Genomic DNA, 22,931 nt, shown 5'->3' with positions numbered 1-22,931 from the left:
GTCAAGCCGGCGTCATCTGCCGGCGGCGATGGCAGTGCCCGCGGCATGGCCCGACGCCCAGGCCCATTGGAAATTGAAGCCGCCGAGCCAGCCGGTCACATCCACGGCTTCGCCGATCGCATAAAGCCCGGGGGCGGCCTTGGCCTCCATGGTCTTGGAGGACAGGCCATCGGTGCAGATGCCGCCCAGGGTGACTTCCGCCGTGCGGTAGCCCTCTGTGCCGGCGGGCAGCAGATGCCAGGTCTGCAGCGCCTCACACAGCGCGGATAGCGCGGCGTCGGACTGGTCGGCGAGACGGCCCTTGAGGCCCAGTTGCGGGGCAAGGAAATCCACCAGCTTGCCCGGCAGGTGACGGGAGAGCTCGGTGGTCAGGTCGCGGCGGCCCTCGGCCTGGCGCTGGTCGCGCAGAAGATCGAAGAGCGGCGTGTCCGGGATCAGGTTCACCGTGATCTCCTCGCCCTCGCGCCAGTATGAGGAAAGCTGCAGCACCGACGGGCCGGAGAGGCCGCGGTGGGTGAACAGCAGCGCCTCGTCAAACGAGGTGCGGGTGTTCGACAGCCGCGCGGGCAGGGAGACGCCGGCCAGCGGCTGGAAGCGCCCGTCCGGGAAGGTGAAGGGCACCAGCGCCGGGCGGGTCTCGGTCAGCTCCAGCCCGAACTGGCGGGCGAGGTCATAGGCAAGGCCGGTGGCGCCCATTTTGGGGATCGACTTGCCGCCGGTGGCCAGCACCAGGTTGCGGCAGGTGACAGTCTGCGGCTTGCCCTCGCGCAGGAGCTTGACCATGTAGCCGTCCGCGGTCTGCTCCACCGCCTCGACGGAGGTGTGCAGCCAGAGGTCCGCGCCGGCCTCGCGCATCTCCTCAACCAGCATGGCGATGATCTGCTTGGAGGAGCCGTCGCAGAACAGCTGGCCCAAGGTCTTCTCGTGCCAGGCGATGCCGTGGCGGTCCACCAGTCCGATGAAGTCCCACTGGGTGTAGCGGGCCAGCGCCGACTTGCAGAAATGCGGATTGGCGGAGAGGAAGTTCTTCGCCTCCGCATACATGTTGGTGAAATTGCAGCGGCCGCCGCCGGAGATGCGGATCTTCTCGCCCGGCGCCTTGGCGTGGTCGATCACCAGAGTGCTGCCGCCCGCGTAGCGCGCGCACATCATGCCGGCTGCGCCGGCGCCGAGAATCAGGGTGTTTATCCGCATGGCGCGCATCCACCACGGAACCGCCGGCGGCGCAAGGGGAAGCCCGGACAGGCACCGGCTGGCGGAAGGCCGCCGCCACGCGGGCAGCTTCCCGCCTGTCAAGATGGCCTGCTGCGCGGGCGGTGGATTCTTGCCGAACTGTGTTCTTTTTCTGGCGCCGCAGCTCACGTTTCGTTACAGTTTCCGTGAGACCCCGAAAAATGGGGCGGAACGAGGCATATAGTGGCGGTATTCCCATGACTGAGATGGTCTATGGCGCGGTTCCCGTGCAGGCTGGTGAGCCGATTCTTCCCAAGTGGTGGCGGACGCTGGATAAATGGACGATGTCTTGCATCCTGATGCTGTTCGTGATCGGACTGCTGCTGGGGCTGGCGGCCTCGGTGCCGCTGGCGGAAAGGAACGGGTTCGGCAATTTCCACTATGTGCAGCGGCAGGCGGTGTTCGGGCTGACGGCGCTGATGGCGATGCTGGTCACCTCGGTGATGTCGCCCACGCTGGTGCGGCGGCTGGCGGTGCTGGGCTTTGCCGTGGCCTTTGTGGCGCTGGCGTTTCTGCCGATTTTCGGCACCGACTTCGGCAAGGGCGCGGTGCGCTGGTATTCGCTTGGGTTTGCCTCGCTGCAGCCCTCGGAATTCCTGAAGCCGGGTTTCATCGTGGTGGCCGCCTGGATGATCGCCGCCAGCCAGCAGATCAACGGCCCGCCGGGCACGCTGATGTCCTTCGCGCTGTGCATGATGGTGGTGATGATGCTGGTTCTGCAGCCGGATTTCGGCCAGGCCAGCCTGATCCTGTTCGGCTGGGGGGTGATGTATTTCGTGGCCGGGGCGCCGATGCTCTTGCTGGTCTGCATGGCCGCCGTGGTCGTGATGGGCGGTGTCTTTGCCTATAACAACTCTGAACATTTCGCCCGCCGCATCGACGGCTTCCTGAACCCGGATGTCGATCCCACCACCCAGCTCGGCTACGCCACCAACGCCATCCGCGAGGGCGGGCTGTTCGGCGTCGGCGTCGGCGAGGGGCAGGTGAAATGGTCGCTGCCCGATGCCCATACCGACTTCATCGTCGCGGTTGCGGCAGAGGAATACGGCCTGGTGTTGGTGGCCGTGCTGATCGCGCTTTACGCCTCCATCGTGGTCCGCTCGCTGTTTAGGCTGATGCGCGAGAGGGACACCTTCATCCGCCTGGCAGGCACCGGTCTGGTCTGCATGTTCGGCGTGCAGGCGATGATCAACATGGGGGTTGCGGTGCGGCTTCTGCCCGCCAAAGGCATGACTTTGCCGTTTGTCAGCTATGGCGGATCCTCGCTGATTGCCACCGGGATCGCGGTGGGTATGCTCCTGGCCTTTACCCGGACGCGCCCGCAGGGCGGGATTGCCGATTACCTGAACGGCCGCGGCCGCTGACGAGATAGAAAAGAGGCCAGCTGCGATGGCACAGAAATTGCTCTTGATGGCTGCCGGGGGAACCGGCGGCCATATGTTTCCTGCACAGGCGCTGGCCGAGATGATGCTGGCGCGCGGCTGGCGGGTGAAGCTGTCGACCGACGCGCGCGGTGCGCGCTATACCGCGTCCTTCCCCAGTGCGGTGGAAATCTCGCAGGTGTCCTCCGCCACCTTTGCCCGCGGCGGGCTGCTGGCCAAGGCGCTGGTGGGGCCGAAGATTGCCGGCGGCGTCTTGTCGATGGCAATGCAGATGCGCAGCGACCGCCCGGATGCGGTGATCGGTTTCGGCGGCTACCCGTCGATCCCGGCGCTGGGGGCGGCGACGCTGTTGAAACTGCCGCGGATGATCCATGAGCAGAACGGCGTGCTGGGGCGCGTCAATCAGATCTTTGCCACCCGCGTGGCAGGCGTCGCCTGCGGCACCTGGCCGACCATCCTGCCGGACGGGGTCGCGCATGAGCATGTGGGCAACCCGGTGCGCAGCGCAGTTAAAGAGAGGGCTGGCGCCGGCTATATTCCACCGGGGGATTACCCGATGTCGCTCTTGGTGATGGGCGGCAGCCAGGGCGCGCGCATTCTGTCCGACGTGGTGCCCGCCGCGGTGGCGGCACTGCCGGAGGGGATCCGCCGGCACCTGCGGGTGTCGCATCAAGCGCGCGAGGAGGACCTGGAGCGGGTCAGTTCCTTCTACGCCGAACATGGCATCAACGCCGATGTGCAGACGTTCTTTATTGATGTGCCCGCCCGCATGTCGGAGGCGCAGCTGGTGATCTCGCGCTCGGGCGCGTCCTCGGTTGCGGATATCTCGATCATCGGGCGGCCTTCGATCCTGATCCCCTTTGCCGCCGCCGCAGGCGACCACCAGACCGCCAACGCCCGCGGGCTGGTTGACGCCAATGCTGCCGTGATGATTCCCGAAAGCGCCCTTGATATCCCGGTGCTGGCAGAGCATATGGGCGCGATTCTGAGTAACCCGCAGGCTGCCGCGCAGATGGCAACCGCTGCACTGAGCGCCGGGGTTCCCGATGCCGCCGAACGTCTGGCGGCCCTGGTGGAGCAACTGGCCGAGGAAGGATAAACGTTATGAACCCTGCAACCAAACTGCCCGGTGATGTCGGCCCGATCCATTTTGTGGGTATCGGAGGCATCGGCATGTCGGGCATCGCCGAGGTGCTGTTGAACCTCGGGTACATGGTGCAGGGCTCGGACCTGAAATCCTCCAAGATCACTCAGCGGCTGGAAAAGCTGGGCGCGCGCATCTTCGTGGGCCAGAAGGCAGAGAACCTGGAGGAGGCCGCTGTTGTGGTGATCTCCTCGGCGATCAAGCCGGGCAATCCGGAGCTGGACGAGGCCCGCCTGCGCGGCCTGCCGGTGGTGCGCCGGGCCGACATGCTGGCGGAGCTGATGCGGCTGAAATCCAACGTCGCCATTGCCGGCACCCACGGCAAGACCACCACCACCACCATGATGGCGGAGCTGATGGTGGCCGGCGGCTTTGACCCCACCATCGTCAACGGCGGAATCATTCACGCCTATGGCTCCAACGCGCGGATGGGGCAGGGCGAATGGATGGTGGTCGAGGCGGATGAGAGCGACGGCTCCTTCAACCGGCTGCCCGCAACCATCGCAGTGGTGACCAATATCGATCCGGAGCATATGGAGCACTGGGGCGATTTCGACACGCTGCGCGACGGCTTCCTGGAGTTTGTCTCCAACATCCCGTTCTACGGTGTCGCAGTCTGCTGCACCGACCATCCCGAGGTGCAGGCGCTGGTGGGCCGGATTTCCGACCGCCGCGTGGTGACCTATGGCTTCAACGCGCAGGCTGACGTGCGGGCGGTGAACCTGACCTACAAGGGTGGTGTGGCGCATTTCGACGTCGAGCTGCAAGCCGAGGACCGGGTGATCGAGGGCTGCACCCTGCCGATGCCGGGCGACCACAATGTCTCCAACGCCTTGTCTGCCGTTGCGGTGGCGCGGCACCTGGGCATGAACAGCACCGAAATCCGCGAGGCGCTGGCCAACTTCGGCGGCGTGAACCGCCGCTTCACCAAGGTGGGCGAGGTGAATGGCGTCACCATCATCGACGACTACGGCCACCACCCGGTGGAAATTGCCGCGGTGCTGAAGGCGGCGCGCCAGGCCTGCGAGGGCCGGGTGATCGCGGTGCATCAGCCGCACCGCTACTCGCGCCTGTCCAATCTGTTCGACGATTTCTGCGCCTGTTTCAACGAGGCCGACGTGGTGGCGATTGCCGAAGTGTTTGCCGCCGGCGAGGAGCCGATCGAGGGCGCCAGCCGCGATGATCTGGTCGAGGGCCTGATCCGCCACGGCCACCGCCACGCCCGCGCCATCCTGAGCGAGGAGGACCTGGAGCGCCTGGTGCGCGAGCAGGCGCGGCCCGGCGACATGGTGGTCTGCCTTGGCGCCGGCACCATCAGCACCTGGGCCAACGGCCTGCCTGAACGGCTGGAGCGCTGAGGACATGACGCTGTCGCTGACCCTGGCCGCCGTCTGGGCGCTGGCAGCCAATATCCTGGCGATGATCCCCAGCCGCGACAACCACTGGCGCCGCGCCTATGTGCTGATTGCGCTGGGCATTCCGCTCTTGGGCTATGTCACCTATGAAAACGGCCCCTGGTGGGGGCTGGCGGTGCTTTTGGCGGGGATGTCGGTGCTGCGCTGGCCGGTGCTGTATTTCGGGCGCTGGCTGCGGCGGGTTGCAAGCGCGGGGAAGTGATCGTGCCGATCCGGAAATTCCGGGCGGGATGGCAAAATACCGCCGTTAGCAATAGCGACTGACGCATTGTCTTGCTGTATGCTTCCTTGCTAGAGGCTTGCGGCAAAGCTGCGAGGGACGGGCGACATGAATTTGAATGGTATCCGGGGGAAGGTGATTCCCAACCGCGATCTTGCGGATCTGACCTGGCTGCGGGTCGGCGGGCCTGCGGAGCATCTGTTCCAGCCTGCCGACATTGATGACCTGGCGGATTTCCTGCGCCAGCTCGACCCGGCGGTGCCGGTGTTCCCGATGGGCGTGGGGTCCAACCTGATCGTGCGCGACGGCGGCATGCGGGCGGTGGTGATCCGGCTGGGCCGCGGCTTCAACAGTATCGAGGCAGACGGCGGCACTGTGACTGCGGGTGCAGCAGCGCTGGACGCGCATGTTGCGAAACGCGCGGCGGATGCAGGGATCGACCTCACTTTCCTGCGCACCATTCCCGGTTCCATCGGCGGCGCGGTGCGGATGAACGCGGGCTGCTACGGCAGCTATACCGCTGATGTGTTCGTGTCGGCCACCATCGTCACCCGCGCGGGCGAGGTCCGCGAGATCACCGCTGAGGAGCTGGACTTCCAGTACCGCCAGACGGCGTTCCCGGAGGGCGCGGTGCTGGTCTCTGCCACCCTGCGCGGGCCGAAGGGCGACCCGGCGGAGCTGCACGCGCGCATGGAAGCGCAGCTGCAGAAGCGGGACGAGACCCAGCCGACCAAGGACCGCTCGGCCGGATCCACCTTCCGCAACCCGGCGGGGTTCTCCTCGACGGGCCGTGCCGATGACGTGCATGACCTGAAGGCGTGGAAGGTGATCGACAATGCCGGCATGCGCGGCGCACGGCGCGGCGGCGCCCAGATGAGCGAGAAGCATTCCAACTTTATGATCAACACCGGTGGCGCAACTGCCGCAGATCTGGAAGGGCTGGGCGAAGATGTGCGGAAAAAGGTTTACGAAGATTCCGGCATCACGCTAGAGTGGGAAATCATGCGGATTGGTGATCCGCTTCCCGAATGACCGGAAAACCCCTGCGCTGACAAAGGTTTGTCCGGCCGCAGCCTGAGGTGGACTGTCGCCCCGGAGCGGGCTTGGGAAGCGTGATTTCTTAACCGTGGTAAAGGCATTGTTAACATCCCGGTAAGACTTCGGGCGTTAGGGTGCCGGAGAGGCGGCAATGCACTGCCGGATTCAGGGGCGCAACGCCCTGCACGCATCAGCCGGCGGCAAGCCGGCGCAAAGAGATAAAACGGGTCTGTTGCAGGCCCTAAGAAACAGGGGCGCAAAGCCCCGCATATATTGAGGCGCTTCGTGGTGAGTAAGTCGAGCAGGGCACTCCCGAAAGTCGCGGTGCTGATGGGCGGACCGTCAGCCGAACGCGAGGTATCGCTGTCCAGCGGCCGTGAATGCGCGGCGGCGCTGCGCGGTGAGGGGTTCGAGGTTGTTGAAGTGGATGCAGGCGCTGGCCTGCATGCGCGCCTTTTGGAAATCAAACCGGATGTGGCGTTCAACGCGCTGCACGGGCGCTGGGGCGAGGACGGCTGCGTTCAGGGCGTGCTGGAATGGCTGCAGATCCCCTATACCCATTCCGGGGTGCTGGCCTCGGCGCTGGCAATGGACAAGCAGCGCTCCAAGGAGGTTTACCGTTCCGCCGGATTGCCGGTGGTCGAGAGCGGGTTGTTTGCCAAGGACGACGTGAGCGCCGGCCATGTGATGGCGCCGCCCTATGTAGTGAAGCCCAACAACGAGGGCTCCAGCGTCGGCATCTATATCGTGCATGAGGCCGCCAACGGCCCGCCGCAGCTGTCGGAGGAGATGCCGCAGCAGGTAATGGTCGAGACCTATGCGCCGGGGCGCGAGCTGACCACCACCGTGGTGGGCGACCGGGCGCTGACGGTGACCGATATCCTGACCGACGGCTGGTATGATTATGACGCCAAGTACAAGCCGGGCGGCTCGCGCCATGTGCTGCCCGCCGACCTGCCGCGGGAAATCTTCGACCTCTGCCTGGAATACGCCCTGACCGCGCATGAGGTGCTGGGTTGCCGCGGTGTCAGCCGCACCGATTTCCGTTGGGATGAGGCCCGCGGCGCCAGCGGTCTGGTGCTGCTTGAAACAAACACTCAGCCCGGCATGACGCCGACCTCGCTGGCGCCGGAACAGGCGGCCCATTGCGGCATGACTTTCGGCCAGCTCTGCGCCTGGATGGTGGAGGATGCCTCATGCAACCGCTGAGAGGCTGGTTCCGCAAGCCGGAAGAGGGGCGCTGCGATCCGGCGCCCTCGCGGCTGAAGTACCGTTTGCAGCGCTGGATGCTGACGCCGGGCATCCGCTTCGGCCTGCGCTTCGGGGTGCCGTTCTGCCTGATCTTTGCCGCGGGCAGCGCCTATCTGGCCGACGAGACCCGGCGCGCGGGGCTGGTGGGGATTTACAATGACGCCCGCGCCGCGATCCAGGAGCGGCCGGAGTTCATGGTCAAGGTGATGGCGGTGGACGGCGCCGGCGCCAGCGTGGCGCGCGACATCCGCGAGGTGGTGCCGGTGGATTTCCCGGTTAGCTCCTTCGATCTGGATCTGGAGCAGATCCGCGACGTGATCACCGGGCTGGACCCGGTGAAGACCGCCAGCGTCAGGATCCGCCCAGGCGGCATCCTGCAGGTCGATGTCGAGGAGCGCGAGCCGGCGCTGATCTGGCGCAGCCGCGAGGGGCTGGCGCTCTTGGACGAAAACGGCATTCACGTGGCTGAGCTGGGCCGCCGCAGCCTGCACCCGGACCTGCCGCTGATTGCGGGCAAGGGCGCAGCCAAGCATGCGGCGCAGGCGCTGCGGCTGTTTGCGGCGGCAAAACCGCTGGGGCCGCGGCTGCGCGGGCTGGTGCGCGTCGGCGAACGCCGCTGGGACGTGGTGCTGGACCGTAAGCAGCGGATCATGCTGCCGGCAGAAAAACCGGTGCAGGCGCTGGAGCGGGTGCTGGCGGTTAGCGAAGTACAGGATTTGCTGGAACGCGATGTGGCAGCGGTGGATATGCGTCTGGCTGGGCGCCCCACCGTGCGGATGACCGAGAATTCAGTGGAAAACTGGTGGCGGATCCGGCAGTTGAACGGGGGCGGGCAGTAACATGACAGATCTCTATCAATCGCAACGGGCGATGCGGCAGATGCGGCGCCAGGCGATGCAGCGCGGCGTGGTCGCGATCCTGGACGTGGGCAGTTCCAAGATCGCCTGCCTGGTGCTGCGTTTTGACGGCACCGGGCGGCTCAGCGAGGACGGCTCCATCGGCGCCCTGGCCGGGCAGTCGGGGTTCCGGGTAATCGGCGCCGCCACGACGCGGTCGCGCGGGGTGCAGTTCGGCGAAATCAACGCCATGCAGGAGACCGAGCGCGCCATCCGCACCGCGGTACAGGCGGCGCAGAAGATGGCGGAGGTGCGGGTCGACCACGTGATCGCCTGTTTCTCCGGCGCCAATCCGCGGTCTTACGGGCTGGATTCCAAGCTGGACCTGGAAGGGCAGGTCGTGTCGGAACATGAGGTGGCGCAGGTGCTGGCCTCCTGCGAGGTGCCGGAATACGGGGCGGGCCGCGAGGTGCTGCACGCCCAGCCGGTGAACTTCGCGCTCGACAACCGATCCGGCCTGGGGGATCCGCGCGGCCAGATGGGCCAGACGCTGGCGGTCGACATGCACATGCTGACGGTGGATGCCATCGCGGTGCAGAACCTGGTGCGCTGCATCCAGCGCTGCGACCTGGAGCTGGCGGGGATTGCCTCCTCGGCCTATGCCTCCGGCTTCTCGGCGCTGGTCGAGGATGAGCAGGAGCTGGGCGCGGCTTGCATCGACATGGGCGGCGGCTCCACCTCGATCTCCATCTTCATGAAGAAGCACATGATCTATGCCGACGCGGTGCGCTTGGGCGGCGATCACATCACCAGCGACATCTCGATGGGGCTGGGCATTCCGATGGCCAATGCGGAGCGCATCAAGACCTTCAACGGCGGGGTGCATGCCACCGGCGCCGACGACCGCGAGATCATCGACATCGGCGGCGACACCGGCGACTGGGAGCACGACCGCCGCACTGTCAGCCGGGCGGAGCTGATCGGCATCATGCGGCCCCGTGTCGAGGAAATCCTGGAAGAGGTGCGGGCACGGCTGGATGCAGCCGGGTTCGAATACCTGCCCAGCCAGCAGATCGTCCTGACCGGCGGCTCCAGCCAGATCATGGGTCTGGATGGCTTGGCGAGCCGCATCCTGGGCCAGCAGGTGCGCCTGGGCCGCCCGCTGCGCGTCCACGGCCTGCCGCAGTCGGCGACCGGGCCGGGCTTTGCCTCTGCCGTCGGCCTGTGCCTGTTTGCCGCCCATCCGCAGGATGAATGGTGGGATTTCGAGATGCCGGCGGGCCGCCATCCGGCGGGCACCCTGGGCCGCGCGGTGCGCTGGTTCCGCGACAACTGGTAGGCATCAGCGCGGGCGCAAGTCAATTCAGCCGGAACGGGAAAAGAGGGCGTGACAGCGCCCCGGTCACCCGTTAAGTTGTGCTTAACGTCCGCAAAAATGCGGCGAGTCAGCAGGCCGGGCAGTGGCCAGCCAGATTTCGGAACCGACCTTCTCCGCAGAGCGATTTTGCGGCTGGAGAGGATTTGTTGTGTGTGGCTTGTGCTCAATCCGCAATATCTGCTAGGGACGGCGAAATACCGCGGTTTTTGCCTTAGAATGAGGCCTTATTTTGTGGTTCGTCGTGCTTTTTGGGATGACGAAACACCCTCTCCGCGGTAGATTATGGTGAATAGGACAGGAATAAGCCCTTTGCGGGAAGGGCAGGTAACACAGGCGGTATGAGCATGACGTTGAACCTTTCGATGCCCGGGAATGAAGAGTTGAAGCCGAAGATCACCGTGTTCGGTGTCGGCGGCGCCGGCGGCAATGCCGTCAACAACATGATCGCCAAGGAATTGGATGGCGTCGAATTCGTCGTTGCCAACACCGACGCGCAGGCGCTGCAGCAGAGCGCCGCCAAGAGCCGGGTTCAACTGGGCATCAAGGTCACCGAGGGCCTGGGCGCAGGCGCCCGCCCGCAGGTCGGCTCCGCCGCCGCCGAGGAAAGCATCGAGCAGATCGTCGACCACCTGGCCGGCGCGCATATGTGCTTCATCACCGCGGGCATGGGCGGCGGCACCGGCACCGGCGCCGCGCCGATCATCGCGCAGGCCGCGCGTGAACTCGGCGTGCTGACCGTCGGTGTTGTCACCAAGCCGTTCCAGTTCGAGGGCCTGAAGCGGATGCGCCAGGCCGAGGCCGGTGTCGAAAGCCTGCAGAAGGTGGTCGACACGCTGATCATCATCCCGAACCAGAACCTGTTCCGCCTCGCCAACGAGAAGACCACCTTCACCGAGGCGTTCTCGATGGCGGATGACGTGCTGTACCAGGGCGTCAAAGGCGTCACCGACCTGATGGTCCGTCCGGGCCTGATCAACCTCGACTTTGCCGACGTCCGCGCCGTGATGGACGAGATGGGCAAGGCGATGATGGGCACCGGCGAGGGCGAGGGCGAGGACCGCGCGGTCCAGGCCGCCGAGAAGGCGATTGCCAACCCGCTGCTGGACGAGATCAGCCTCAAGGGCGCCAAAGGCGTGCTGATCAACATTACCGGCAGCCACGACCTGACCCTGTTCGAGCTCGATGAGGCCGCCAACCGCATCCGCGAGGAAGTGGACCCGGATGCCAACATCATCGTCGGCTCCACCCTGGACACCGGCATGGAAGGCAAGATGCGGGTTTCCGTCGTGGCCACCGGCATCGATGCAACCGATGTGAACACCGACATGCCGGTGCCGCGCCGCCCGATGTCGGCGCCGCTGCGCCAGACCGTCAGCGTCGAGGAAAACCGCGCCGCGCCGCTGGAACTGGAAACCCCGGTTCAGCAGCCCGCTGCTGCCGAGGCCGCACCGGCTCCGGTGCAGGAAGCCCCGGCCGCCGCTGCCGCCCTGGAAGAGCCGTCGCTGTTCGAAGAGCTGAACGTGCAGCAGGCCGCCGCCCAGGAGCAGTCCGAGGACGTGTTCGAAGAGGTGGAGCAGATGGACGACGACGGCCTGCCGCCGCCGGCCTATCAGCCGCAGGTGCCGGAGTTCCGCCCGCAGGCGGATACCGCTGAAACCCCGCAGGCTGCCTTTGTTGCGCCCAAGGCGCCCGCGCCGGGCACCCCGTCGCCGCAAGCGCTGGAGCGCCTGCAGGCCGCGGCCCAGCGGGTGCAGCAGCCGCCGCAGCAGGCCCCGCAGCCCGTGCGTCCGGCAGCTCCCGCCGCCCAGGCGCCGCAACAGCAGCAGCCGCAACAGGCGCAGCAGCAGCCCGAGGGGCAGCGCCGCTTTGGCCTGAATTCGCTGATCCACCGGATGACCGGCAGCAATGACGCGCCTGCCGCGAAGCAGCAGCCGCAGGCGGTGCGCCAGCAGCCCGCGATGCACGCGCACGCTCCGGCGGCCCAGCCGCAGCCGGTGCAGCAGCAGCAGGCCGATCCGGATCAGGAACGCATCGAAATCCCCGCATTCCTGCGCCGCCAGGCCAATTGACGCATCACATATCACGCTGGAAAAGCCGCCTTAGGGCGGCTTTTTATTTATGAATAACAGGCGTTTACGTCGTTCTGAGCGGTGTTTTGCCGACCTGTTACATCCATGTTTCAATCCGTTACAAAGATTGAGTTGTGCGTTTTTAAGCAAAACCTTAACTCTCATCCGCAACACGGCCCCGGAGGCCGGAAACAGTGGAATGAGGCGCAACGTGCAGAATACGCTCAAGGCATCGGTGGCATTCGAAGGGGTCGGCCTGCACTCCGGCAAACCCGCACGCATGGTTCTGATCCCGGCTCCGGCGGGGCACGGCATCGTCTTCAAGCGCACCGACATTGCATTGGGCAACACCGTGGTTCCGGCGCGCTGGGACCTGGTTGAGCGCAGCCCGCTCTGCACCCGCCTGGTCAATGAGGCCGGCGTCAGCGTTTCCACTGTCGAACACATCATGGCAGCCCTGGCAGGCTGCGGCGTGCACAATGCGCTGATCGAGATCGACGGACCGGAAGTGCCGATCGCCGACGGCTCCTCGGCGCCGTTCGTGCGCGGCATCATGCAGCACGGCGTGCAGCGCCTGGGCGCGCCGATCGTGGCCTATGAAATCCTGAAGCCGGTGACGGTGGAGAAGGATGGCGCCCGTGCCACCCTGCTGCCCAGCGACCGGCTGACCATCGAATTCCACATCGACTTTGCGGAGGCCGCCATCGGCCGCCAGAGCAAGGTTCTGGATATGCGCAACGGCAGCTTTGCGCGCGAACTGTGCGACAGCCGCACCTTCTGCCGCCAGGCAGATGTCGAAACCATGCAGGCCAATGGCCTCGCCCTGGGCGGCAAGCCCGGCGAGAACGCCGTTGTGTTTGACGGAGAACGGGTCGAGAGCGGCGCAGGGCTGCGCCACTCGGACGAGCCTGTACGCCACAAGATGCTGGATGCGCTTGGCGATCTGGCACTGGCCGGGGGGCCGATCTTGGGGCGCTATGTTGGCGAGCGCGCGGGGCACGCGCTGACCAACACTTTGCTGCGGGCCCTGTTTGCGGAGCCGGGTGCAGTCCGGGCCGTCGCTTGCGATGCAGCGATGACCGCACGGCTTCCGGGGCAGGGGCTGATTTGGTCGGAGATCCCGGCCGAACAGCGCCGCGTGGCATAAGGCAAAGAACCAAGGAACGAGCGGCAGACTGGCCCGGGACGCGAATTGTCCCGGGTCTTTTCCTGTGCGGCGGACGCGGAACGGGGCGGGAACGGATTGGCAGCCTTGACCATCGCCAGCTTTCTCTGCCATGTGAGTGCGGAAATGGCGAAAGGCGTTTTGCGCGCCATTTGAATATGCTAGAGACGGCATAACCGGGGCATACACCCGTAAGGCAATGACGGTGAGGTGAGGCATAATGAACGGCATCAGGGCAGGAGCCAAAACCCTCGGCGCGGTGCTTTTGATGGCGGCTCTTGCTGGCTGCGGCGGCGATGGCGGCGCGGTGAAACGCGGCGAGTCGGTCGAGGCCTTCCCGCCCGATCAGATCTATGAGCGGGCCGAGTTCGAACTGGCCAACCGGCGCCCCAAGGATGCGGTCTATTACTTCGCCGAGATCGAGCGCCTGTACCCCTATTCCGAATGGGCAAAGCAATCGGTGATTATGCAGGCCTTTTCTTTTCATCAGATCAAGGACTACGAGAACAGCCGCGCCGCGGCGCAGCGGTTCATCGACTTCTACCCGGCGGATGAGGATGCGGCTTACGCCCAGTATCTGCTGGCGTTGAGCTATTACGATCAGATCGACGAGGTCGGCCGCGACCAGGGGCTGACCTTCCAGGCGCTGCAGGCGCTGCGCACGGTGATCGAGGTCTACCCGGACAGCGAATACGCCAATTCGGCGATCCTGAAATTCGACCTGGCCTTTGACCACCTGGCCGGCAAGGAGATGGAGATCGGCCGCTACTACCTGCGCCGCGGACACTACTCCTCTGCGATCAACCGCTTCCGGGTGGTGGTGGAGGATTTCCAGACCACCAGCCACACGCCGGAGGCGCTGCACCGGCTGGTCGAGGCCTACCTGTCGCTGGGCCTGACCGCCGAGGCGCAGACCGCGGCGGCCATTCTGGGCCATAACTTCCAGTCCACCGACTGGTATGAGGACAGCTACCGGCTGCTGACCGCAAACGGGCTCAAGCCCAAGGACCGCGGCAACAACTGGCTGAGCCAGATTTACCGCCAAACGGTGAAAGGGCAGTGGCTGTAACGGCCGCTGCGGCAATGGGGCGGGGCAATGCTGCGCGCGCTTGATATCCGGGATATCCTGATCATCGATCACCTGGAGCTGAATTTTCAGCCCGGTCTGAACGTGCTGACCGGCGAGACCGGGGCAGGAAAGTCCATTCTTCTTGACAGCCTTGGCTTTGTGCTGGGCTGGCGCGGCCGCGCTGAACTGGTGCGCCAGGGCGCCAAGCAGGGCGAGGTGCTGGCGGAGTTCGAGCTAGGCGCGGGCCATCCCGCGCATGCGATCCTGGAAGAGGCCGGGCTGCCGGGCGGTGACGAGCTGATCCTGCGCCGGGTCAATACTGCCGAGGGGCGCAAGACCGCCTGGGTCAACGACCGGCGCTGCTCCGGCGAGGTGCTGCGGGCATTGTCGGAGACTTTGGTGGAGCTGCACGGACAGCACGACGACCGCGGTTTGCTGAACCCGCGCGGGCATATGGCGCTGCTCGATCAGTATGCCGGGGTGCAATCGTTGCTGGCGGCGGTGCGCAGCGCCTGGACCGAAGCCGCCAAGGCCCGCAAGACGGTGGCGGCCACCCGCGCCGCGCTGGAGGCCGTGCGCGCCGAGGAAGAGTTCTTGCGCCACGCGGTGGGCGAGCTGGACAAGCTGGATCCGCAGCAGGGCGAGGACGAGGCGCTGGACACCCGCCGCCGCCAGATGCAGGCGGCCGAACGCATCCGCGGCGACATCGCCCGCGCCCATGCGCTCCTCAGCGAGGGCGCTGAGAGCGCCATGGGCGAGGCGCAACGCTGGCTGGAAGGCGTCGCGGGCCAGGAGGCCGAGGGCGGGCTGGATGAACCGCTGGCGGCGCTCAGCCGGGCGATGATCGAGCTGGGCGACGCCCAGGACGGGGTGGAGCGGGTGCTGGACAGCCTGGATTTCAATCCCGGCGAGCTGGAGGACTGCGAGGAGCGCCTGTTTGCGATCCGCGGGCTGGCGCGCAAGCATGATGTGCAGCCGGATGAGCTGGCAGGCTATGCCGAAACCCTGCGCGGCAAGCTGGCGGCGCTGGATGCCGGAGATCAGGACCTGGCCGATCAGGAGGCCGCGCTGAAAGCCGCGGAGGCCGCCTATACCGAGGCCGCCAAGCAACTGGGCGCGGTGCGCCGCGAAAGCGCCGCGGCGCTGGATCAGGCGGTGATGGCGGAACTGGCGCCGCTCAAAATGGAGCGCGCGGTGTTCGAGACCCGCATCACCACCGCAGAGCCGGGGCCGGAAGGCACGGACGCGGTGGCCTTTACCGTCGCCACCAACCCCGGCGCGCCCGCCGGCCCCCTGAACAAAATCGCCTCGGGCGGCGAATTGAGCCGCTTCCTGCTGGCGCTGAAGGTCTGCCTGCGCGGCGAGGATGCCAGCAAGACGCTGATCTTCGACGAGATCGACCGCGGTGTCGGCGGCGCCACCGCGGATGCCGTGGGGCGCAGGCTCCGGAACCTTGCAAGCGGCGGCCAGGTGCTGGTGGTCACCCACTCGCCGCAGGTGGCGGCGCTTGGCGGCCATCACTGGCAGGTACGTAAGCAGGTGGTCGATGGCATGACACTGTCGCAGGTGGTGCCGCTGGCGGAAGCTGAGCGGGTGGACGAGCTTGCCCGCATGGTCTCAGGCGATACCATCACCGAGGAGGCCCGCGCCGCGGCCCGCGCTTTGCTGGCGGGATGACCCGCCGGATCCATCGCCTGGGTGAGGGTTCTTTAACCGGACTGTGGCAGCTAGGGGCCGCAGAACAGAAAAAGATCCGCTGACAGGTTATGGTAGAAGAAATCCGCAGATCCCTTTCCGCAATTTTCCTGCAATGGCTGGCCGGCCTGAAGGACATCTGGCGGGTGCTGCGTCACCGCGGCCCCAGCCAGTTCCAGTTCTGGCTGATCGCGCTGCTGATCGGCATCGCGGCGGGGTTTGCGGCGCTGTTCTTCCGCAAGGGTATCGCGGCGCTGCAGGCCTGGGTCTATGGCGCGCCGGATGTCGATTACCTGCATTCCTATGCACAGGACCTGCCGTGGTATGTGCTGGTCAGCATTGCGGCTGGCGGCGGGCTGGTGGTGGGGCTGATCCTCGACCGGTTCACCCCGGATGCGCGGGTGCGCTCGGTCGCCGACGTGATCGAAGGCGCGGCGCTGCATGACGGCCGGGTCGAGCACAAGGAGGGCCTCGCCTCGGCGCTGGCGTCCTTCATCACGCTCTCGACCGGCGGCTCCACCGGGCGGGAAGGGCCGGTGGTGCATCTGGCCGGGGTGATCTCCACCTGGGTCAGCAACCGGATCAATGCCGACGGCATCACCGGGCGCGACCTGCTGGGCTGCGCGGTGGCCGCCGGGGTCTCGGCCAGCTTCAACGCGCCGATTGCGGGCGCGCTGTTTGCGATGGAGGTGGTGCTGCGGCATTTCTCGGTCAATGCCTTTGCGCCGATCGTGGTGGCCTCGGTGGCGGGCACGGTGATCAACCGGCTGGAATACGGCGACGTGACCGAATTCACCCTGAACACGCCGGGCGCGCTGCAGTTCTATGTGGAGCTGCCCGCCTTCCTGATCCTCGGCCTGATCTGCGGCCTGGTGGCGGTGGCGCAGATGCGGGCGATCTTCTTTGCAGAGAAGGTGGGGAATACGGTGCAGGAGAGGCTGCATCTGCCGCGCTGGCTGCGCCCCGCCGTGTCGGGCGTCATGCTGGGCGTGATTGCCGTCTGGTTTCCGCATATCATCGGCGTCGGCTATGAAACCACCGTGCTGGCGCTCACTGGCGGGCTGCTGCTGGGGCAGGCGGTGATCTTCACCGTGGTCAAGACCGCCGCCGTGGCGATCACCATGGGCGGGCGCATGGGCGGCGGGGTGTTTTCGCCGTCGCTGATGATCGGGGCGCTGACCGGGCTGGCCTTCGGGCTGATTGCCACCTCGGTGCTGCCGGATGTGTCGGGCACCCACACGCTTTACGCCTTTGCCGGCATGGGGGCGGTGGCTGCCGCAGTTCTGGGGGCGCCGATCTCCACCACGCTCATTGTGTTCGAGCTGACCGGCGACTGGCAGATCGGCCTGGCGGTGATGGTGTCGGTCTCCATGTCCACCGCGCTGGCGTCGCGCATGGTGGACCGCTCCTTCTTCCTGACCCAGCTGGAGCGGCGCGACATCCATTGCGCCGCCGGGCCGCAGGCCTATTTGCTGGCGCTGATCCGGGCGGGCGCGGTGATGCGCCCGATGGGCGACAGCCGCTGTGCCAGCCTGGAGGACTGCCAGGTGCTGGTGGAGGAAGGCCTGTGCGTCCGCGCCTCCGCCTCGCTGGAGGCGGCGATGCCGGTGTTCGACCGCGCCGATGCCCCCTACCTGCCGGTGGTGATGGGGGAGGGCGGCACGGCGGAAGTCATCGGCGCGCTGTATCACGTGGATGCGCTGAAGGCCTACAACCGCGCCCTGGCTGCCACCGCGGCGGAGGAGCACCGGTAGGGCGGGCGGAAAAGTTGCGATTCTGTCCGCGCAAACCCGTGCCGGTTTAGGGGAAACTTTCCCCGTTGCTCCCCGGATATGTGCGATTTCGGATACAGGTTAAGGATTAATTAATCTGTGCATTGCTCTGCATCAAAGTCTGCCTGAACATTACGTGAGAATACCGCAAAAACACTCACATCGGCAGGCAACAAAATGCGAAACTTCGAAACTGGCCCGCAAGAGGCTGGTGCGAAACACAAGGCGGAAGAGCGGGAAAACGAGCGGGCGGCACTGGAAGCGGTGATCAACTACGCGATTCAGTGCGCGCGGGAAACGGATATTCTCGGCGCGGGCGACTCTCTGGAGCAAGCCAGACAGAACCTCAGCCGGGCTGTTCTGACCTGACGCTCCCAGGCCTTTTCCAACGATAAGCGGGCGCTGTCTGCAGCGGCAGACGGCCGCTGCCGTTCTGCGCGGCGGCGCAAAAAAACACCGGCGCCAGGGCGCCGGTGCGGGATGTTTCAAACTGTCCGCCCTGTGGCGGGGCGCCCGGGGCTGCGCCGCAGGGGCGGCACCGGAGCCGGGCGGGCCGGCTCAGACCTGCTCCACCTTGACGGAGTCGCTCAGCACAAAGGCCAGGTGGCCCTTGATCTCCGCCACCTCTGCCTTGGGATCCTCATAGCTCCAGGCGGCGTTTTCCGTTACCGAGGACTTGTTGGCGATCGAGAAGTAGCTGGCGTCGCCCTTGTGCGGGCAATGGGTGGTCTTGCTGGTGCGGTCCAGGAACGCCATCGCGATGTCTTCGCGCGGGAAATAGATGACCGGATCCAGATCGCCCTCCGACAGCTCCAGTGCATTGGTGGTCTCCCCCAATACGGCGCCGCCGGAGCGGACGGTCCAGGTGCCTTCGGCCTTGCGGATACGGATAGTGGTCATGCGTGTTTTCCCATTCTCTTCGGTCTTGTCGTCTTTGCTTCAGTCTATGTAGCAGCCTATGTAACACCGCAGTGTCACAAGGGGGCGGTTGCGGCATCAAGCCACGCCTTTGCGGCGGGGCTGAGCAGCGGGCCGATTTTTGCCAGAACCTCCTGGTGATAGCTGTCGAGCCAGTCTGTCTCATCTGCTGTCAGCATGGAGGCATTCACCAGCCGCCGGTCAACCGGGGCAAAGGTGAGCGTGCGCCAGCACAGCATGTCGCGCTCCGGGTCGCTGGTGTCAAGGGCCGGGGCGGTCTCAACAACCAGAAGGTTCTCGATCCGGATGCCGAAGGCGCCCTCCCGGTAGTATCCGGGCTCATTCGACAGGATCATCCCGGGCTCCAGCGGCACATGGCTGGTGCGGGCCAGCCGCTGCGGGCCTTCATGAACGCTGAGGTAAGCGCCGACGCCGTGGCCGAGGCCGTGGTTGAAATCCTGCCCCACCAGCCACAGAGGCATCCGGCCGATGCATTCGATGTCGCGGCCCGCCAGCCCCTTGGGCCAGCGCAGGCGGGACATGGCGATCATGCCCTGCAGCACGCGGGTGAAGGCGGCGCGCTCCTCGTCTCCGGGGGTGCCGATGGCGATGGTGCGGGTGATGTCGGTGGTGCCGTCCAGATACTGGCCGCCGCTGTCCATCACCAGCAGGTGGCCGTCCTCCAGCCGGGTGTCGGTTTCCTCGGTCACGCGGTAGTGCATGACGGCGCCGTTCTCGCCGGTGCCAGCGATGGTTTCAAAGCTGATATCGCGCAGGGCCGGATCTTCGCTGCGCAGCGCTTCCAGCTTCTTCACCACGTCGATCTCGCTGATGGTGCCGGGGGCCTGCGCATCCAGCCAGGCCAACATCTCCACGATGGCGGCACCATCGCGCAGATGGGCGGCGGCGCTGCCCGCGATCTCGGCGGCGTTCTTGCGCGCCTTGGGCAGGGCGCAGGGGTCGCCTGCGGGCACTAGCCGTTCGCCAAGCGCATCGGCCACGATCTGCGGAACGGTGCCGGAGTCCGCTGCAACGGAGCCGTTGAGCGCCCCGGCCGCCTTGAGAAAGTGTTCGGGCGCGTGCACGGTGACGGAGCTGTCAAAGTGGCCCTCCAGCCCTGCCAGCTTCTCCGCCGCCATGAACAGGTCCACCCGCGCGTCATCGTGCAGGATAGCAAAGCCATGCGCCACCGGGTTGCGGGCCACGTCGCTGCCGCGGATGTTCAGCAGCCACATGATGCTGTCGGGCAGGGTGATGACCGCCGCGGCCTGGCCCGCCTCGCGCAGGCCCTTGGCCAGCTGTGCGCATTTTTCCGCCGCGCTTTCGCCCGCGTAGTCCAGCGGGTGCGCCGCAACCGGCTGCATCGGCGGGGCGGGCTGGTCATCCCAGATCCGGTCCACAAGGTTGTCGCATTGCGCCAGGGTGATGCCGCTGCCCTTCAGCTCCTTTTCCAGCGAGGTGATCTGCCCCGCGGCATGCAGCCAAGGGTCGAACCCAACCTTTCCGCCATTGGGCAGCTGTTCCTTCAGCCAGTCCGCCAGTTGCACATCGGGCCAGGGCACCGGCGTATAGTCCGCCGCCACCTGACGTTTCACCTGGGTGCGGTAGCGGCCGTCGATGAAGACGCCCGCAATGTCCTGCAGCACTGCGCAGAACCCGGCCGAGCCGGTGAAGCCGGTGAGCCAGGAAAGGCGCTCGTCATGCGGTGCCACGTATTCGCCCTGATGCGCGTCGGCGCGCGGCACCAGGAATCCATCGAGACCTTCCGCCGCCAGTTCCTTGCGCAGGGCAGCCAGACGGGGCGGCCCCTGGTCCGGGCGGGCGGTCACATCGAAGGTCTGATACATCGGCGTCTCTCCTGCGAAAAAGGCGGGGCGGCAGCAGGGGAAACCCTAAGGGCCGCGGCAAAGAAAAGGCGCGGGGCTGAGCAGCCGCGCGCCTCTTCTTGTCCCAAATCGCCCTGCTGCTGGCAAGGGCGGCGGCGGAGAGATTTGCCGGGACCTGACGGAACGAACAGGAGACGCTTAATCCGGGGCGCGCTCCCGCCCGGCCTTGGCGCATCCAAGATGCCCCGCGGCCCGTGGGGCCAAGCGCCGGATGCCTCCGGCACCCGGCGCCGCCGCGCGCGTCAGCGCGCGGCCATGCCCAAGGCAGAGGGCGGCATCTGCAGATGCAGGCCAAAGGCGCGGGAGTGCGCCCTGGCCGTTTCCGGTGCGGGATCAGCTCGCCCGCTTGATGCCCATGACGCGGGCGCGGGCGCGCGGGTCGCTGTCGAACAGGGCGGCCAGCTGTTCGGTCATGGCGCCGGCCAGCTGCTCCACATCCGTGATCGTCACCGCGCGCTCGTAATAGCGGGTCACATCATGGCCGATGCCGATCGCCAGCAATTCCACCTGCTTGCGCTTTTCCACCATCGCAATCACGTCGCGCAGGTGTTTCTCCAGGTAATTCGCCGGGTTCACCGACAGCGTCGAATCATCCACCGGCGCGCCGTCGGAGATCACCATCAGGATCTTGCGGGCCTCGCGCCGCGCCACCATGCGGCGGTGCGCCCATTCCAGCGCCTCGCCGTCAATGTTCTCCTTCAGCAGGCCCTCTTTCATCATCAGGCCCAGGTTGGCACGGGTGCGGCGCATCGGGGCGTCGGCGGCCTTGTAGATGATGTGGCGCAGATCGTTCAGGCGCCCGGGCTGCTGCTGGCGGCCCTCGTTCAGCCAGGCCTCGCGCGCCATGCCGCCTTTCCAGGCGCGGGTGGTGAAGCCGAGAACCTCGACCTTCACGTTGCAGCGCTCCAGGGTGCGGGCCAGAACATCGGCACAGATCGCCGCGATGGAGATCGGGCGGCCGCGCATCGAGCCGGAGTTGTCGAGCAGCAGCGTCACCACGGTGTCGCGGAACTCGGTGTCCTTTTCGACCTTGAACGACAAGGGCGTGGTCGGGTTGGCCACGACCCGCGCTAGGCGGCCGGCATCCAGGATACCTTCCTCGCGGTCGAACTCCCAGCTGCGGTTCTGCTGCGCCTGCAGGCGGCGCTGCAATTTGTTCGCCAGCCGCGAGACCGCGCCCTTCAGCGGCTCCAGCTGCTGGTCAAGATAGGCGCGCAGGCGCTCCAGCTCGGCCGGCTCGGCCAGCTCCTCGGCGTTGATTTCCTCGTCATGGGCATCCAGGAACACCTTGTAGTCCGGGTCGGCGTCAGAGACCGGCGGCGGGGCAGGCGGCTCCAGCGGCGCCTCGCCATCAGGCATCTCGGTGTCCTCCGCCAGATCATCATCGGCCATCTCGTCCATCGAGACCTGGGCCTGGCTTTCGTCCTGCTCCTGGCTCTGCTCGGGGGATGCGTCGGCCTGCTCCTCCTCGCTATCGTCCTGGCCGGTGCTGTCCGGGTCCTGCTGCTCCTCGGCGTTGTCCTCGGCCTCGTCGTTGGCCTCGTCGTCCAGTTCATCCGGGTCATCGCCCAGCTGGTCGCCATAACCGAGGTCGGAGATCACCTGCCGCGCCAGCTTGGCGAATGCAGCCTGGTCGGCAATGGTCTCGTCCAGGTTCTCCAGCGTGCCGCCGGCCTGGGATTCGATGAAGCCGCGCCACAGCTCCATGATGTTGCCCGCGCCCTCGGGCAGCTCGCGCCCGGTGGCCAGGTGGCGGATCAGGTAGCCCGCGGCCGCCGCCAGCGGCGCCTCGGAGGAGGATTTCATCTGGTCATAGCCGCGGCGGATCGACTCGTTGCGGATCTTGACGTCGATGTTCGAGGCGGTGCCGGGCATATGCCGCGCGCCCATCGCCTCGCAGCGGGCGGTTTCCATCGCCTCATAGAGATCGCGGGCCATTTCGCCCTGCGGCACATATTTGGCGTGGGTGGCGTCGTCGTGGAACTTGTGGCGCAGCGCCAGCGCATCCGCCGTGCCGCGGGCCAGCAGCACCTCCTCCCGCGTCATCCGGCGGGAGACCTGCGGCAGCCGCATGGAGTCTCCGGACAGGCCCGAGGGATCAACCGTGTAGCTGACCGAAAGCTCCGGATCGTCAGCCATCACCTTGGTGGCTTCGGCCAGCGCCTTCTTGAACGGGTCGGCGGGGTTGTCGTTCGGCTTTTTCATCTGCTTCTGGTCCGCATCTCAAGGTTTCAGCGCAACCTAGAATCTATTCAACAGCTTGGCCATAGGTCCAGGTGTGAATCCCGGTGCGGCCAGGGGCCGAAAACCGCCCGTCCGGGGCGGCGGCGGGACGCCGGCGGCTCATGAAGGCCCCTGTGCGGCTCCGCGGCGGAACAGGCTTGGAAGGGCGGGCGCAGCGCCGGTTCCTGCGGAATGCAGGCCAGACGAAGGCCCGGCTTAAGGCAGGGAATCAATCCA

At 66.4% G+C, this 22,931-nt stretch carries 18 protein-coding genes; 14 read left to right on the top strand and 4 right to left on the bottom strand.

Translation table 11 applies throughout. The annotated features are described in order from the left end of the window. Nucleotides 1-12 precede the first annotated feature (12 nt). Nucleotides 13-1,194, bottom strand: a complete 1,182-nt coding sequence (locus AC58NV_RS17845) for a BaiN/RdsA family NAD(P)/FAD-dependent oxidoreductase (protein WP_497228316.1) — start codon at nt 1,192-1,194, stop codon at nt 13-15. 236 nt (nt 1,195-1,430) lie between these two features. Here AC58NV_RS17845 and ftsW point away from each other — a divergent pair, with 236 nt between their 5' ends. The 14 genes from ftsW to AC58NV_RS17775 all read left to right on the top strand — a co-directional run bounded on the left by ftsW (nt 1,431) and on the right by AC58NV_RS17775 (nt 18,036). Further along, nucleotides 1,431-2,597, top strand: a complete 1,167-nt coding sequence (gene ftsW, locus AC58NV_RS17840) for a putative lipid II flippase FtsW (RefSeq protein ID WP_497228315.1) — start codon at nt 1,431-1,433, stop codon at nt 2,595-2,597. Between the two features lie 25 nt (nt 2,598-2,622). Next, a complete protein-coding gene (locus AC58NV_RS17835; RefSeq protein WP_497228314.1) occupies nt 2,623-3,714 on the top strand; it encodes a UDP-N-acetylglucosamine--N-acetylmuramyl-(pentapeptide) pyrophosphoryl-undecaprenol N-acetylglucosamine transferase in 1,092 nt (363 codons plus the stop codon). 5 nt (nt 3,715-3,719) lie between these two features. Continuing rightward, entirely contained in the window at nt 3,720-5,117 is a 1,398-nt protein-coding gene (gene murC / locus AC58NV_RS17830; RefSeq protein WP_497228313.1) for a UDP-N-acetylmuramate--L-alanine ligase, read from the top strand. Nucleotides 5,118-5,121: 4 nt separating this feature from the next. Further along, nucleotides 5,122-5,376, top strand: coding sequence for a DUF2484 family protein (locus AC58NV_RS17825; RefSeq protein ID WP_366661490.1), 255 nt, complete (start codon nt 5,122-5,124; stop codon nt 5,374-5,376). Between the two features lie 126 nt (nt 5,377-5,502). Next, on the top strand, nt 5,503-6,426 hold the full coding sequence (murB, locus tag AC58NV_RS17820; protein WP_497228312.1) for a UDP-N-acetylmuramate dehydrogenase: 924 nt from the start codon (nt 5,503-5,505) through the stop codon (nt 6,424-6,426). 336 nt (nt 6,427-6,762) lie between these two features. Continuing rightward, nucleotides 6,763-7,641 (top strand): D-alanine--D-alanine ligase, encoded by an 879-nt coding sequence (locus AC58NV_RS17815; protein WP_497228405.1) that lies wholly within the window; start codon nt 6,763-6,765, stop codon nt 7,639-7,641. Then, the gene (locus AC58NV_RS17810) at nt 7,629-8,522 is read left to right on the top strand and encodes a cell division protein FtsQ/DivIB (protein WP_497228311.1); all 894 of its coding nucleotides are present in this window, start codon (nt 7,629-7,631) and stop codon (nt 8,520-8,522) included. Before AC58NV_RS17815 ends, AC58NV_RS17810 begins: the two co-directional genes overlap by 13 nt. A gap of 1 nt (nt 8,523) precedes the next feature. Continuing rightward, a complete protein-coding gene (gene ftsA / locus AC58NV_RS17805; protein ID WP_366661486.1) occupies nt 8,524-9,858 on the top strand; it encodes a cell division protein FtsA in 1,335 nt (444 codons plus the stop codon). Nucleotides 9,859-10,241: 383 nt separating this feature from the next. Next, a complete protein-coding gene (ftsZ, locus tag AC58NV_RS17800; protein WP_497228310.1) occupies nt 10,242-11,966 on the top strand; it encodes a cell division protein FtsZ in 1,725 nt (574 codons plus the stop codon). 199 nt (nt 11,967-12,165) lie between these two features. Continuing rightward, a complete protein-coding gene (gene lpxC / locus AC58NV_RS17795) occupies nt 12,166-13,113 on the top strand; it encodes a UDP-3-O-acyl-N-acetylglucosamine deacetylase (RefSeq protein ID WP_497228309.1) in 948 nt (315 codons plus the stop codon). Between the two features lie 238 nt (nt 13,114-13,351). Further along, on the top strand, nt 13,352-14,200 hold the full coding sequence (locus tag AC58NV_RS17790) for an outer membrane protein assembly factor BamD (protein WP_497228308.1): 849 nt from the start codon (nt 13,352-13,354) through the stop codon (nt 14,198-14,200). Nucleotides 14,201-14,227: 27 nt separating this feature from the next. Further along, nucleotides 14,228-15,877 (top strand): DNA repair protein RecN, encoded by a 1,650-nt coding sequence (gene recN / locus AC58NV_RS17785; protein WP_497228307.1) that lies wholly within the window; start codon nt 14,228-14,230, stop codon nt 15,875-15,877. Between the two features lie 89 nt (nt 15,878-15,966). Next, nucleotides 15,967-17,649: a chloride channel protein gene (locus AC58NV_RS17780; RefSeq protein WP_497228306.1), complete on the top strand. Its 1,683-nt coding sequence runs from the start codon at nt 15,967-15,969 to the stop codon at nt 17,647-17,649. Nucleotides 17,650-17,844: 195 nt separating this feature from the next. Next, entirely contained in the window at nt 17,845-18,036 is a 192-nt protein-coding gene (locus tag AC58NV_RS17775; RefSeq protein ID WP_174147387.1) for a hypothetical protein, read from the top strand. A 189-nt stretch (nt 18,037-18,225) separates the two neighbouring features. On the opposite strand, the gene AC58NV_RS17770 is transcribed toward AC58NV_RS17775, so the two are convergent. The 3 genes from AC58NV_RS17770 to cobT all read right to left on the bottom strand — a co-directional run bounded on the left by AC58NV_RS17770 (nt 18,226) and on the right by cobT (nt 22,676). After that, nucleotides 18,226-18,567: a DUF427 domain-containing protein gene (locus tag AC58NV_RS17770; RefSeq protein ID WP_497228305.1), complete on the bottom strand. Its 342-nt coding sequence runs from the start codon at nt 18,565-18,567 to the stop codon at nt 18,226-18,228. 74 nt (nt 18,568-18,641) lie between these two features. Next, on the bottom strand, nt 18,642-20,432 hold the full coding sequence (locus tag AC58NV_RS17765; protein WP_497228304.1) for an aminopeptidase P family protein: 1,791 nt from the start codon (nt 20,430-20,432) through the stop codon (nt 18,642-18,644). 372 nt (nt 20,433-20,804) lie between these two features. After that, a complete protein-coding gene (gene cobT / locus AC58NV_RS17760) occupies nt 20,805-22,676 on the bottom strand; it encodes a cobaltochelatase subunit CobT (protein WP_497228303.1) in 1,872 nt (623 codons plus the stop codon). Nucleotides 22,677-22,931: the final 255 nt, after the last annotated feature.

The sequence above is a fragment of the Leisingera sp. ANG49 genome (assembly GCF_059694505.1).
Note: the sequence above shows the minus strand (reverse complement) of the source record. Positions and strands in the feature narration are given on the sequence as shown.